Genomic DNA, 13,437 nt, shown 5'->3' with positions numbered 1-13,437 from the left:
AGTAGCCTTCCTTTTAATATTCCATAGCTCTTCATTGAAAGCAGATAAATATGCCATTAGAGGGTAGGTTAAGAACTTCATAGGGGGAAATGTATGGAATATAGGGGACCTAGTGTTTATGATCAGGAAGATTTTTTTTTGGATTATATGAAAAGAAGAAGTAGGAAAGATAGTCCCAATAATGCTATTGAAACTCCAATCATGTATGAGCTAATACAAGATTTTCAAAATAAAGATATACTAGATTTGGGCTGCGGTGACGCTTCCTTCGGCAAAGATTTAGTAGAACGCGGTGCAGCGTCCTACAGTGGAATAGAAGGCTCTGAACAAATGGTGGAAGCAGCTAAGAGGAACCTATCACAAGTGAATGGAAGCGTGCATCTTCATACGATGGAATCATATACATACGGAGAAGAAAAGTTTGACATTGTAACTTCCAGATTTGCAATCCATTATGTAGCTGATATTGATGCTTTGTTTCAAAACATCGATTTGTCTTTAAAAGAGGAAGGTAAGTTTGTTTTCAGTGTTCAGCATCCTCTTACGACCGCATCTTTTACTAGTAAAAAAAAAGGTGATAGACGTGAAAATTGGATTGTGGATGACTATTTCCTGGAGGGGGAAAGAAAAGAACCTTGGATTGAACAAATCGTGGTGAAATATCATCGAACAGTCGAACAGTATTTTAGAGCGCTTATCAGTTCTGGATTTTCAGTGGTTGATTTGCGAGAAGGTACACCTGTGCGTGATAACTTTACCGATGAGAAAGAATATAAAAGAAGGCTTAGAATTCCAGTTGTGCTGGCATTTTCGTGTATAAAAAATAAAAACGTATGAAACAGAACACCTGGCTGATGTGGGTGAAATTGTACTGAGTGGTTCAGTCTATAAGTGTATAGAGGTTGATCAAAAGTAAAAACTCTTTTTCTCTAAAGAAAAAGAGTTTTTACTTCGCTAATCCAATTCTTTAATTAACTACTCGTTTTGCTCCTACATAACGTTTCTTCCAATAATCGAGATTCATATCTTGTGTTTTAACTCCTTTTGATGTAGCGCCAATGAATTTATTATTGCCGATATAAATGGCAACAAATGATACCTTTTTCCCGTCCGTTTTATAAAATACTAGATCCCCGGCTTTTAATTTGTTTTTGGCAACGGAAGTACCTGTTTTATATTGATCGGCACTGGTACGTGGTAATTTTTTTGCAACGCTTTTTGAGAATACATACTGTGTGAAACCGGAGGCATCGGACCCTTTTGGTGTTGTTCCGCCCCATTTATATGGACTGTTCGTTATTTTTTTTGAATAAGCAACCGCCTTTTGACTTTTAGACTGTGCTGCATCAGCATGCATTGGGCTGAAGAAAGTTGAAAAGAGTAGAAGAACGGCTGTTACGACGGCAAACAGAATAGAGGATTTTCTTGCATGTAAAGCTAACGTTAACATCCCTGCTTTCAAAGATTTTTTTGACACAAGGATATCTTATTATTGAGCAGAGCATTTTATGATTCAAATATTACTTTCTTACCTTCCTGCTTAACCTCCCCTTTTTTGTGAAAATAAAAGTATAATAGCACTGTAAACTATGAAATATATGAGGGAACAGCATGATTTTATTGAAAAATACAAGAGTTAAAGGAATTTTACTGGTATTAACTGCCGGTATATTATGGGGAGTATGCGGAACAGTAGCGCAGTATTTATTTCATTATGCCGGATTTACCCCGGAATGGGTTGTGGGTATTCGCTTGCTTGTATCTGGGGTGGTTCTCTTGATTCTAGCCTCTTTAAAAGTAAAGAGTAGGATAGGTGCTATTTGGAAGGACAGGAAAGACGCAATAAGTCTTTTATTGTTCAGCATTTTAGGTTTATTGGCTGTGCAATACACATTTTTTATGGCTATCAATTATTCCAATGCGGCTACAGCCACCGTTTTACAGTACTTAACACCCGTTATCATTACCTGTTATTTTGCCTTAATTTCAAAAAGGTTGCCTACAAATAAAGAAATCCTTGTTGTAGGTTTGGCCATATTAGGGACATTTTTGATTGCAACTAAAGGAAATATGCATAGTTTATCCATTTCGGTTAGTGCTTTGATGTGGGGAATTGGTTCGGCATTCGCTCTGGCATTTTATACTTTGCTTCCGCGTAAGCTGCTTCCTAAATGGGGTTCAACTCTCGTTTTAGGCTGGGCAATGCTAATAGGAGGAATTTGCTTTTCATTTTATAATCCTCCATGGGAGTTTCAGGGAGATTGGAGCTTTTATGCAATACTTGCTGTTATTTTTGTGATTATATTTGGTACGATTGTTCCGTTTATATGCTATTTGGAAAGTATGAAATATATTCGAGCTACAGAGGTAAGTGTGCTGGCATCTGTGGAACCAGTTGCTGCAGCGGTTGTATCCATACTTTGGCTGCATGTTACGTTTGGAATAGCCGAGTGGCTTGGTACAATCTGTATTATCAGTACCGTCTTCATTTTAGCCCTTTTTGATAAACCGGCAGGGAAGAAATCCAGTGATAATCATTGAGTAAAACAAACAGGATCCCAATTTGTTTAAGAATTGGGATCCTGTTGCTGTTTATCGGTACGAATCATGGCTGGGATGAAATAAATGATCTTCCGCGTTTCTTACAATAGAAAAATGTTCTATATTGTAATGGCCATGAAGTGTTTTATTATGATGGTTTATGATTTGTTCCGGGCTTAAAATGTCATTGCCGATTGTGGAATGTCCATCACCAACTAAAGTGACATCGAAGCCATTAATAGTAGCGGTTCTGACTGCACTATCAATACAATGCTGTGTTTCGCAGCCCATTATAACAATATGATTAATTTCATTAGATTTTAAATAATTTAATAGTCCAGTTCCGTGAAAGGAATTCGTTGCTGCTTTGTCAAAGAATTTTGTTTCCACAGGTAGATGAATTTCATCATGAACTTGAAATCCTTTCCCTTTACCTCCGGCTATATCAAGATCTCTTACACAAACTATCGTGGCATTTGCCTCTTTTGCCTTTTTAATTACTAAATTAATATTTTGAATAAGCTGTTCTTTTTTAAAAACAGCCCTCATGTCTTGATTCCCATCTATTAGTTCCTGTTGTGCATCAATAATTAATAATAGTTGATTCAACTGATTTTCCCCTTTCTAATTTGGGGAAGCGCTCTTTTATTTAGCTGTATTCCCCTTGGTTTTTTTTGAGTTGTGATATAGTCCCATATTCATATAATTAACCTCCTTGATAATATAATGCCTAAAAATTAATAAATGTAATTTTCAGACAATTAAACCTTAACATAGCTTCTTTTAAAAAGATACGCAAAAATAAAAAAGCCACCGATCTAGTCGGCGGCTGTATTGCTGTAATGAACGTTGATTAAATACTTTTATTTCGGTTAAACAGATAGCTTTCGCCCTTTTCGTATAGAGCGATGGATTGTCTAATCCATTTTTGTTTAGGAATAATTTTGTGAACGAGCAAAGCCCCACCTATTCCAAGAAGTGCACCTACTAAAATATCAACGGGGTAATGGACTCCTACATAGATTCGGGAAATAGAAAGAAGGAGTGCAAGTGTTGTCCATAAATACCAGAATCGTTTACGAAAGAGGGCAATGGTTATACAAACTGAGAAGAATACAATCGTATGATCACTCGGAAAAGAATTTCCAACCTCTTTTTCAATTAACTTGTTTACATCGGACCAAACGGCAAATGGCTGATGATGTGAATAAATCATACCAATTAACTTGCCCGTTACTTCGGCGATAAAAAAAGCAATAACAGCACTGACAACCATTAATTTATTTCTAGTATTACGAGTTAGCCAGTAAAACAACAGAACCAGTATTAAGCAGTATACTGTATATTCAGCAAAAAAAATAAAAAGTGGATTGATGTCCGGATACTCTTTACCAATGTCATTGACTGCACGAAATAATGTGATATTTGCTTCAGAATTAGTCATTTTTTCATTTCCTCCCAAGTTATTCTATTATGGATAATTTACTTAAATATTTCAAGAGATTCTATATAGTATTTGTATTCTAGACGATATCGTTTAGCTGTATGAAAGGATTATGATAAAATTTAACAAAACTAAGAATAAGAGGAGGCTAAAAATGAAACTGCCATTATCGGGGACGGAACGGAGTAATCTTCGTAAAAACAAGGTTCGAATAGACCAAATACCAACGAAAACAACAGAAGAATTAAAAATCATACTGAATTGTTCTACAGATCGGGCTAAGGAGTTAAAAGGTCTGTTAGACTTTCAGGAAATCCCTTCAATCGGGTTGGGTGCATCTAAAATGATGGTACAAGTACTGGGATTCTATTCTGTAAACGACGTTAGAAATGAAAATCCTGCAGAATTATTCGACCGCTATGAAGAATTGGTTGGATGCCGTGTCGATCCATGTGTGGAAGATCAAATCCGCTGTATTGTTTATCATGCCAATGAATTGAATTGTGTGTTAGTATGGTCTGATTTTACGGACGAGCGGAAGGCATATCGAAATACTCAGGGATATCCTCCTACTCGCCCTGAGAAGTAGTAATCCCCTTGTATGCCCTCTTTAGAAGAATCATTGAAAAAGCCCATATAAATAGGAGGCCAATATGAAAAAAATATTTCGCTTGTTACCCCCCTTTTTGATTATGATGGCTCTGCTTGGTTGTTCAAAGGAAGAGAAAAATGACACGGTTGTTAAACAGACTGAGACAGATGAAAAGCAGCCATATGAGATAGAAGTCGTTGCTGAAGGTCTCAATGTACCATGGGAAATGGTTATAGCCGATGATGGACGAATATTTTTTACGGAACGGCCTGGCCAAATAAGAGAAATCCGTAATGGGAAAGTAAGGGAAGAACCTCTCCTGTCTTTGCCAGCGCCTTTTATCAGTGAAGGGGAGGGAGGATTACTTGGACTGGCACTGGATCCTGATTTCCAAACGAATCATTTTATGTATACGTATCACTCCTATGAAGATAATGGTGAAATCAAAAATCGTATTCTTCGTCTTGTAGTAGGTGACAATCAAGCAAGGATTGATAAAGTGATCCTTGATGGAATTGTTGGAGATACAAATCATAATGGTGGGAGAATTAAGATTGGACCAGACGGGATGCTTTATATTACAGCAGGAGATCGGTATGAACCTGACTTAGCCCAGGATAAGACAAGTATGGGCGGTAAAATTTTTAGAATCCATCTTGATGGTTCCATTCCGGATGATAATCCAATTGAGGGGTCGCCTGTCTATAGCTACGGGCATCGCAATCCGCAGGGACTTGCCTGGCATCCTGTTACAGGAGATTTATTCAGTTCGGAACATGGTCAATCAGCACATGACGAAATTAATTTGATTGAAGCAGGGAAAAACTATGGATGGCCAATAATTCAGGGGGATGAAGCAAAAGAGGGAATGGAAACGCCGATTGCTCATAGCGCAACTGAAACATGGGCCCCGTCGGGAATGACATTTGTCTCGAAGGGTGAATGGAAAAACCAATTGCTGATTGCCAATCTGCGTGGCGTGCAGGTTCTTAAGGTAGAGCTTGATGAATCCGGAAAACAGGTGAAAAGCATAGAATCGCTCTTTAAAGATCAGTATGGGCGCATCAGGAATATCATCGAAGCGCCGGATGGAACCTTATATATGATGACGAATAATAGGGATGGCAGGGGGAATCCATCAGACAAGGATGACCGCATCATCAGGTTGATTCCTAAAACGGGTATTTGACTAATCTATACGAATATGGAAAAAGTGAAGATCCTAAGTCAGGAGACCTACCATTCTTTTTTAACACTACAACACCTACGTGGAGATAGGGAGGTGTGAAAAGTAGTAAACCTAAGTTTTAGGGAACGTTTTTTAAGCATTTCTATCTTTTTAGTAGAAGAGGATAGAAATGCTTTTTAGTTTGGGCTTTTTTAGATAGGGGGACTAGCATGTTAAACAGTATTTGGGATATCCGAGAATCGGAGAACCAAGATTTAAGATTAGCACTTCATATTTAAGAAATCATTCTAAAAATGAAGTGTTTTTTGCATTAAAATAGATAAAAAGGAGAGATGGAGAGGGAGTTGAGATGCATCCCACGCTGTCCGGTCTCTTGGTCAATTAAAGACTGATAGAGTACGAGGACATGTTGATTCATAGAATCCAGCTGTTTCAGCACTTTGTTCGATGAAGAAAATTCACTTTTAACATAGAACAGTGAACCTAAGTTTAAATATATCCAGATAAATCCAATTGATAATAAACTCCAGAAGAAACGATGGCCAATTTGCCATTTGAAGACTTTTTTATACAGAGTAACTCACTCTTTCTAATGGGATTAAAAATTATTTCTACAATATTTTACAGTTTAATTATAGGTTATTTTGTAAACTTTTGGATTTATTTATATATCCTAAATGGAGTGCTGTATAGAAGTTACGATATAGTATTCTCTAAATTTTTGGGGAATAAATATACGTTAATATTCGATATATACCATTTTCTTTTATACTAGGTGAATTTGGAATTGATTGTTAATAGAATTCATTATCTGAGGTCAGTATAATAATAAGGTTGCGATTATTATCATATTATTATGGAGAGAAGAATCAGCATGCTTAAACAATATATTCACGATTTGCATAATGAATTTGCCGGCTATAATTCTGAAAAGCTACGCAAAGATATTATGGCTGGTATTACAGTAACCGCTGTTGCACTTCCTTTATCTCTAGCGTTCGGGGTGAGCAGTGGGGCGGATGCGGCTGCTGGATTAATTACAGCGATTCTTGCAGGATTAATTATCAGTATGCTATCAGGCGCGTCCTATCAAATATCAGGACCAACGGGAGCGATGTCTGCTATATTGATTGCTGTTGTTGCCCAGTATGGACTTGATGGAGTATTTATTGCCTGTTTGCTGGCGGGTATCCTACTGGTGATTGCCGGTCTACTGAAATTTGGCCGTGTCGTTTCTATCATACCGATGCCAGTTATAACGGGGTTTACATCAGGAATTGCTATCATTATAGCGATGGGACAAGTAGATAACTTTTTTGGAGTCGAATCGAGCGGAGAGAATCCAATTGCCCAAATCATGTCTTATATAGAGAATGGTTTTAATCCTGATTTTGCTACATTATTAATTGGTATTATAACAGTTGTCACGATGATTGTATGGCCAAAAAAATGGAACGCCATAATCCCGTCATCCTTAGCAGCCTTACTGATTGTTTTAATTATTAATACCGTTTTAAAATTACCGGTTGCGGTCGTGGGAGATATACCGAAAACATTTTTTCCGGAAAATCGACTGGTATTTAGTGATTTATCCCTCGCTAAAATAGAAGCCTTGATATGGCCGGCAATCAGTATTGCGGCATTAGGAATGATTGAAAGTTTATTATGCGGAGCATCTGCCGGTCGCATGGTTGGAGAAAAAATGAATGGGGATCGGGAACTAGTTGCACAGGGAATTGGGAACATGATTATCCCATTCTTTGGCGGTGTTCCGGCTACTGCTGCGATTGCCCGTACGAGTGTAGCGATTAAAGCTGGTATGGTAACAAGATTGACGGGGATTTTCCATGCGATTGGTTTGCTTTTGTCAATGTTTCTCCTCAGCCCAATTATGTCGAGTATACCGATGTCTGCATTAGCAGGTATTTTGATTGTGACGGCATGGCGGATGAATGAATGGGAAAGTATTCATTATATCTTTTCTCACAAATTCAAAGGCGCTATCTTTAAATTTTTGCTAACATTGCTAGCTACTGTTGTGTTTGATTTAACGGTTGCCATTGTTGCAGGAATTGTCCTTTCAGCCATATTGTTTGTTATTAACAGTGCCGACGTAGAAATGAATGTCAGTAAAGTTGATATCGAAAAATTGGAAGGAAAAGGGATAAAATCAAATCAGACATACGAAGATATTCGGGTAGTTTATCTCACCGGTCCTATATTCTTTGCAACGGTGAGCTCTTTGACTGAGCGCCTTGAAGACATTAATCAAGGAGTTATGATCCTTTCTATGCGTGGAGTATCCTCCATTGACGGTTCAGGAGTACAAGCTATGGTGGAATTCTGTGAATTAAAGAAACAAGAAGGTGTAAAAATCATCTTTAGCGGAGTACAGCGGAGAGTTCTTAGCAGATTTGAAAGAGGTGGTATTCTGGATGTTGTTGGAGAAGACAATATATTCTGGAGTACTGACCAGGCGCTTGCAAAAATTAATCAAATACAAGGTTAATATAAAGATGGAAGGAGAGTGCCGAGTAGGCTACTCTCCTTTTTTTGATGCAAGCTAAGATAGCTTTTTACCTAATATTAGATACCGTTCTTTTGTCTTTTCATTAGGGAAGAAGGAATCATCAATGACAATCCATCCTTTTCTAACATATAGATTCCGTGCAGCCAGATTGGATTGTTGGGTTGTTAATATAGTTGTATCAAAAGGTATGTCTTTCATTAGGGAATCATGTAATAGTGATCCGATTCCTTTTTGGCGCACGGATGGATGAACACATAATTCAACGAACTCAAAACAATTTGCCAGCCATTCATTGGATAAGTCAGGTTTCAAATGGCTTGTCAATAGTTCGCGATAATATTGGCCTGATAGAGAAGCATAACCATAGGCAAATCCAACAGGCATTTCCTCTTCATCCAGGCATACAAATCCTCTGAAACCAGCGTAGTCCATGTGCCGCATGAATCGTTCTGTACAGTCGGTATTAATATTCCATATTTGTTGATACAGAGAAACGATTGGCTTAAGCAAATCATCTGTTCGATTCCACTTTACCATTTGTATCATAATTTCTTATTCAAAGATTGAACTGATTTGTTGGATTTCTTCACGGGATAACATAACTTCCAGTGTTTTAAGATTATCAACGACTTGTTCCGGCTGTTTTGCGCCAGGGATAACAACATCAATTGAATCCTGCGCCAAGTACCATGCCAGGACAAGATGAGCGATTTCAACGTCTTTAGCTTTCGAAATCTTTCGCAGTTGTTCTACTTTTTCTAGGTTTTGCTTAAAAAGTTCTGCCTGAAATAATGGATTACGGGAACGTCCATCATTAAAAGTAGAATGCTTTGTGAATTTTCCGGTTAAAAGACCAGAAGCCAGCGGGAAGTATGGGACAAAGGAAATTTTGTGTTGGGCGGTATAGGGGAGAAGCTCTTTTTCAGCATCTCTTTTAAATAGATTGTACTCAGATTGGATTACATCCACGTATCCATCTTTATTGGCTTCTTTTAATTGCTCCAATGAAAAATTGGATACCCCGATCGCACGGATTTTTCCGGCATCTTTTAGTTTCTTTAAGGCGCCGACTGCCTCGTCCTTTGGTGTATCCTGATCTGGGAAATGAATGTAGAAGAGATCTATATAATCTGTACGTAAACGCATTAGACTTTCTTCCACAGTTTTAATAAGGAATGCAGGGGAGTTATCAACTACAACATCATTTTCAATGAATTTATGAGCCCCCTTTGTAGCTATAACAAGGTTTTCACGATTGCCTTTTTCTTTAACAATTTCTCCAATTAATTCTTCTGACCGTTCCGGGCCATAAATATAGGCAGTATCAATAAAATTCACGCCATAATCGATGGCAGTCCGTACGATTTCCCGTCCTGTTTCCTCATCGAGATTTGGGTAGATATTGTGGCCTCCAACTGCATTAGTTCCAAGACCTATCGGATTTACAAGTAAGTCTGTTTTACCTAGCTGAATTTTGTTATTCATAAAAAAACCCCCTTAACATGTAATGATTCAATCATAGCAAAGGTAAGGAAGTATATGGAAATGATAGGGTTTAGAAATAGATAAATAGCTAAAGGCCCTAAGAGATAATCTTAGGGCCTTTATGCAAGAGGGGGGGATTTATGTTCTATGGCTTTTATGATGTGTTCTACCATTAGTATAATTCAAATGATAACGATTATCAATATCATTTAGATGAAAAAGATATTAAATTTATTACGAATAAGTAACTAAATTTTCGAGGGGGAATTTGAATCAATATAAAAGCAATAAATTTGGACGAATTCATAATCCGAAATCATTAACTGCTGAACCCAGCAAACCAATGATTAGCTTCTTCCATGTTTACTTGTTACAAATCATAACCTGCTTACGAATGAGCGTTATGTTTGCTACCCTTTTTGTAACTCACTAGAATAAAGGTCATACAAAGGAGGAATAGTTCATGAATGAAAAATACGCTTCTCTTTTTGAAAGCTTTACACTGCCAAATGGCGTTACGCTGAAAAACCGATTCATACTCGCTCCAATGACACATTACTCTTCTAATCCTGATGGTACGATTTCCGATCAGGAGCTTCCATATATCGCGCAGCGTTCCAAGGATATCGGCTTAGTCATCACTGCTGCAACAAATGTATCCGATAACGGAAAGGCGTTCCCAGGACAGCCATCCATTGTACGCGATACATATATAGCAGGTCTGAAGAAGTTAGCAGATACAATAAAAGGCGAAGGAGCTAAAGCAATCATCCAACTTCACCACGGTGGACGGGAATCAGGAGCAGATCTTGTACCCAATGGGGATGTAGTTGCTCCAAGCGCTGTAGAAAAAGAAGGTGCAGCTACACCACGTGCACTGGAAACTGCAGAAGTACAGCAAATCGTTGCTGATTTCGGCGAAGCAACTCGACGTGCTATCGAAGCTGGTTTTGATGGCGTCGAAATTCATGGTGCAAATGGGTATATTATCCAACAATTCTACTCTCCATTTTCCAATCGCCGTGAAGATGAATGGGGCGAGCGCTTGCGTTTCCCCTTGGCTGTCATCGACTCAGTCAGAAGTGCTGTTGATAAACACGGCTCCAAAGACTTTATAGTTGGTTATCGTTTCTCTCCTGAGGAACCGGAAACTCCTGGATTAACGATGAAAGAAACACTTGAGCTGATTGATGCTCTAGTGGAAAAGCCATTAGATTACCTGCATGTTTCTTTAATGGACTTCCATTCCACAGCTCGCCGCGGTGCGGATGCGAGCGCCAAACGCATTGATTTGATCCAGGAACGCATCAATAATAGAATGCCTCTTATCGGCGTTGGATCCTTGTACTCTGCCGAAGACGTGGCTGCAGCCAAAGATACGGGAGTACCATTGATTGCCATGGGACGTGAATTGTTAATCGACCCGGAATTCGTTACAAAGCTCAAAGAAGGACGCGAAGACGAAATCATCCGCCTAATTGATCCTGCCCGTGAAGATCATCACGGCCTTCCGGATCCGCTTTGGAACATCATCCTGCAGACAAAAGGCTGGGTTCCGACAAAAGAATAGCAGGAGATAGCCAATAAAGGGAAAATTCAGCATTGGTACTTATGCCATAAAGAGATTTTGAGTATAAACAGATAGAAGGATTGCTTTTAAAAACCTCTCATATGAGAGGTTTTTTGTAGGCTTTTTTTCTGCTAATTCATGATTTATTTTATTGATTGAGTGAGCTGCAACTAACCTGTCACTTCTCAAATTCAAAGTAAGTCTATCCTCATCAATGTGGTCCGTCTTGAGAATGTTCAGGTCACTTTTACTGCGTCCCATTCACTCATAAAACTGAGAAAAGGCCGATTGTGCTATGGTATATTGTAGTTAAATGAAGAAAAGGATGTTCGGTATATATGCATATAACAATAATTGGATCAGGTATAGCAGGTTCGGTTACCGCATATAAGCTTGCCAAGGCGGGCTTACAGGTAACTGTGATCGATCGTTTTGATAAAGGACAAGCGACAGATGCTGCAGCGGGGATCGTTTGTCCATGGCTGTCCCAGCGTCGAAATAAAGATTGGTACCAGCTGGCCAAAGGTGGTGCTCGCTATTATCCGGAAATAATTGAAGAACTTCGTCAAGATGGAGAAACTGAAACAGGTTATGCCCGTGTAGGTGCATTGAGTCTGCATGAGGATCCGAAAAAACTGGATGCGATGCTTCAACGTGCTGAAATGCGAAAAACGGATGCACCGGAGATGGGCAAGATAAGCTTTCTTAACGAAAACGAAGCAAAACGGTTATTTCCTATGCTTACTGAAGGATATGGAGCGGTACATATCAGCGGTGCTGCGCGCGTTGATGGCCGGGCTTTACGAAATGCCTTGCAAAGGGCAGCTAGGAAATACAATGCACGATTCGTATCAGCCGAAGCACAGCTTTCTATGAAAGCAGAACGAATCGTTGTGACAGCTGGCAATGAAGAATGGATGCCTGACCAGGTCGTAGTTACTGCTGGGGCTTGGGCAGGTCAATTATTAGAACCCTTAGGATATCAGATGCAAGTCAGCTTTCAGAAAGCGCAGATTTGTCATTTACAGCTGCACAATATTGACACACATGATTGGCCGGTAATTATTCCGCCTAACGATCAATACCTGCTTGCTTTTCCAGATGGAAGGATAATAGCTGGTGCTACGCACGAAAACGATGAAGAGATGAATACCGGGGTAACGGCAGGCGGTGTACTGGAAGTACTAACTAAAGCAACTAAGCTTGCTCCCGGTCTTGCGAATGCAGCTTTGACCGAAACAAGGGTCGGCTTCAGGCCTTTTACTCCTGGATTCCTTCCCGTATTCGGCCGCATGCCGCATCACTCTAATCTTTATGTCATAAATGGCCTAGGGGCATCAGGTCTGACGATGGGTCCATTTATCGCGTCACAGCTCTCAAAGTTAATAGTCGGGCAAGAAACGGATATCGATATATCCGCCTATAATCCAGATGGTGCTCTTGCTTAACAAAGGGTCCATGTTTATCATGGACCCTTTGTCATACTCAAAATAGAAAATTATTCGACTCCCAGGTGAACCATCACTTTCTGAAGCTGGCATTTTTATATAGACGAATTGTACGTTCATTAAAAGGATGCTATACTCCCTGGCTTTTACGTGCAAATGTATTTATCATTCCAAATGACTGCTAATAGTAATGTAGTCTAATATGCTCGATTGTTATAAAATGGTAATATGTGATTGGTTGATAAATTTAGAGAGGCAGGAAAAAGTAGTGGAAACTATTTATAGCCATGAAGATTTGCTGAAGATGATGGACCAATTATTAAAAGAAAAAACCAGATTTGACTGGGATCAATTTTATTTGAATCGTGATCAGAATGTACCTTTTTTTTCTAATCAGCCTGATGAAAACTTGGTAGAGTATTTCGATAAGGGCTTGTTTGTTCCAGGGAGTAAAGTATTAGAGTTGGGATGTGGTCCCGGGAGAAATGCAGTCTTTTTTGCTGAACAAGGTTGTCATGTTGATGCCGTAGATTCATCTGAAGAAAGTTTGAAATGGGGAAGAGAGCGGGCCAAAGAGAGTGGATTAACAATTAACTTTATACATAAAAATATATTTGATTTAGCTATTGATGAAGGAA

At 38.9% G+C, this 13,437-nt stretch carries 13 protein-coding genes; 8 read left to right on the top strand and 5 right to left on the bottom strand.

Going from position 1 to position 13,437, the window contains the following annotated elements:
- Positions 1-93 precede the first annotated feature (93 nt).
- Positions 94-837, top strand: coding sequence for a class I SAM-dependent methyltransferase (locus AC4BHP_RS14560; protein WP_139892697.1), 744 nt, complete (start codon positions 94-96; stop codon positions 835-837).
- Between the two features lie 130 nt (positions 838-967).
- Here AC4BHP_RS14560 and AC4BHP_RS14555 read toward each other — a convergent pair whose 3' ends face one another.
- Entirely contained in the window at positions 968-1,450 is a 483-nt protein-coding gene (locus AC4BHP_RS14555; RefSeq protein WP_066108561.1) for a C40 family peptidase, read from the bottom strand.
- 161 nt (positions 1,451-1,611) lie between these two features.
- Here AC4BHP_RS14555 and AC4BHP_RS14550 point away from each other — a divergent pair, with 161 nt between their 5' ends.
- The gene (locus AC4BHP_RS14550; protein WP_066108095.1) at positions 1,612-2,541 is read left to right on the top strand and encodes an EamA family transporter; all 930 of its coding nucleotides are present in this window, start codon (positions 1,612-1,614) and stop codon (positions 2,539-2,541) included.
- 51 nt (positions 2,542-2,592) lie between these two features.
- Here the strand turns inward: AC4BHP_RS14550 and AC4BHP_RS14545 are convergent, their stop codons facing one another.
- Positions 2,593-3,150, bottom strand: coding sequence for an isochorismatase family protein (locus AC4BHP_RS14545; protein WP_066108091.1), 558 nt, complete (start codon positions 3,148-3,150; stop codon positions 2,593-2,595).
- 244 nt (positions 3,151-3,394) lie between these two features.
- Positions 3,395-3,985, bottom strand: coding sequence for an undecaprenyl-diphosphatase (locus AC4BHP_RS14540; RefSeq protein WP_490553027.1), 591 nt, complete (start codon positions 3,983-3,985; stop codon positions 3,395-3,397).
- 154 nt (positions 3,986-4,139) lie between these two features.
- Between AC4BHP_RS14540 and AC4BHP_RS14535 the strand changes: the two genes are divergently transcribed.
- From AC4BHP_RS14535 to AC4BHP_RS14525, 3 genes are all read left to right on the top strand, one after another.
- Positions 4,140-4,574: a helix-hairpin-helix domain-containing protein gene (locus tag AC4BHP_RS14535; RefSeq protein WP_139063870.1), complete on the top strand. Its 435-nt coding sequence runs from the start codon at positions 4,140-4,142 to the stop codon at positions 4,572-4,574.
- Between the two features lie 64 nt (positions 4,575-4,638).
- Positions 4,639-5,766 (top strand): PQQ-dependent sugar dehydrogenase, encoded by a 1,128-nt coding sequence (locus tag AC4BHP_RS14530; protein ID WP_139892692.1) that lies wholly within the window; start codon positions 4,639-4,641, stop codon positions 5,764-5,766.
- 874 nt (positions 5,767-6,640) lie between these two features.
- Entirely contained in the window at positions 6,641-8,275 is a 1,635-nt protein-coding gene (locus AC4BHP_RS14525; protein WP_066108084.1) for a SulP family inorganic anion transporter, read from the top strand.
- A gap of 54 nt (positions 8,276-8,329) precedes the next feature.
- Here the strand turns inward: AC4BHP_RS14525 and AC4BHP_RS14520 are convergent, their stop codons facing one another.
- Positions 8,330-8,842: a GNAT family N-acetyltransferase gene (locus AC4BHP_RS14520; protein ID WP_139892691.1), complete on the bottom strand. Its 513-nt coding sequence runs from the start codon at positions 8,840-8,842 to the stop codon at positions 8,330-8,332.
- Between the two features lie 6 nt (positions 8,843-8,848).
- Positions 8,849-9,781 carry an aldo/keto reductase gene (locus AC4BHP_RS14515; RefSeq protein ID WP_139892690.1) on the bottom strand — a complete coding sequence of 311 codons (933 nt, stop codon included), beginning with the start codon at positions 9,779-9,781 and terminating at the stop codon, positions 8,849-8,851.
- Between the two features lie 463 nt (positions 9,782-10,244).
- On the opposite strand from AC4BHP_RS14515, the gene AC4BHP_RS14510 reads away from it, so the two are divergent.
- The 3 genes from AC4BHP_RS14510 to AC4BHP_RS14500 form a co-directional block, all read left to right on the top strand.
- The gene (locus tag AC4BHP_RS14510) at positions 10,245-11,351 is read left to right on the top strand and encodes an NADH-dependent flavin oxidoreductase (RefSeq protein WP_066108078.1); all 1,107 of its coding nucleotides are present in this window, start codon (positions 10,245-10,247) and stop codon (positions 11,349-11,351) included.
- Between the two features lie 338 nt (positions 11,352-11,689).
- Entirely contained in the window at positions 11,690-12,799 is a 1,110-nt protein-coding gene (locus tag AC4BHP_RS14505) for an NAD(P)/FAD-dependent oxidoreductase (protein ID WP_148631083.1), read from the top strand.
- 304 nt (positions 12,800-13,103) lie between these two features.
- On the top strand, positions 13,104-13,437 hold a 334-nt coding region (locus tag AC4BHP_RS14500; protein WP_490553193.1), incomplete at its 3' end, for a class I SAM-dependent methyltransferase.

The organism is Pradoshia sp. Z4_20, assembly GCF_058216035.1.
The sequence above is the reverse complement of the archived record's forward strand: the minus strand, read 5'-3'. Positions and strand labels throughout refer to the sequence as shown.

Bases quoted from the DNA above. Each gene is read 5' to 3' on its own strand.
- AC4BHP_RS14540 (WP_490553027.1), bottom strand. From the start codon at position 3,985: ATGACTAATTCTGAAGCAAATATCACATTATTTCGTGCAGTCAATGAC.
- AC4BHP_RS14505 (WP_148631083.1), top strand. From the start codon at position 11,690: ATGCATATAACAATAATTGGATCAGGTATAGCAGGTTCGGTTACCGCA.
- AC4BHP_RS14535 (WP_139063870.1), top strand. From the start codon at position 4,140: ATGAAACTGCCATTATCGGGGACGGAACGGAGTAATCTTCGTAAAAAC.
- AC4BHP_RS14510 (WP_066108078.1), top strand. From the start codon at position 10,245: ATGAATGAAAAATACGCTTCTCTTTTTGAAAGCTTTACACTGCCAAAT.
- AC4BHP_RS14530 (WP_139892692.1), top strand. From the start codon at position 4,639: ATGAAAAAAATATTTCGCTTGTTACCCCCCTTTTTGATTATGATGGCT.
- AC4BHP_RS14550 (WP_066108095.1), top strand. From the start codon at position 1,612: ATGATTTTATTGAAAAATACAAGAGTTAAAGGAATTTTACTGGTATTA.
- AC4BHP_RS14520 (WP_139892691.1), bottom strand. From the start codon at position 8,842: ATGATACAAATGGTAAAGTGGAATCGAACAGATGATTTGCTTAAGCCA.
- AC4BHP_RS14560 (WP_139892697.1), top strand. From the start codon at position 94: ATGGAATATAGGGGACCTAGTGTTTATGATCAGGAAGATTTTTTTTTG.
- AC4BHP_RS14555 (WP_066108561.1), bottom strand. From the start codon at position 1,450: ATGTTAACGTTAGCTTTACATGCAAGAAAATCCTCTATTCTGTTTGCC.
- AC4BHP_RS14525 (WP_066108084.1), top strand. From the start codon at position 6,641: ATGCTTAAACAATATATTCACGATTTGCATAATGAATTTGCCGGCTAT.
- AC4BHP_RS14515 (WP_139892690.1), bottom strand. From the start codon at position 9,781: ATGAATAACAAAATTCAGCTAGGTAAAACAGACTTACTTGTAAATCCG.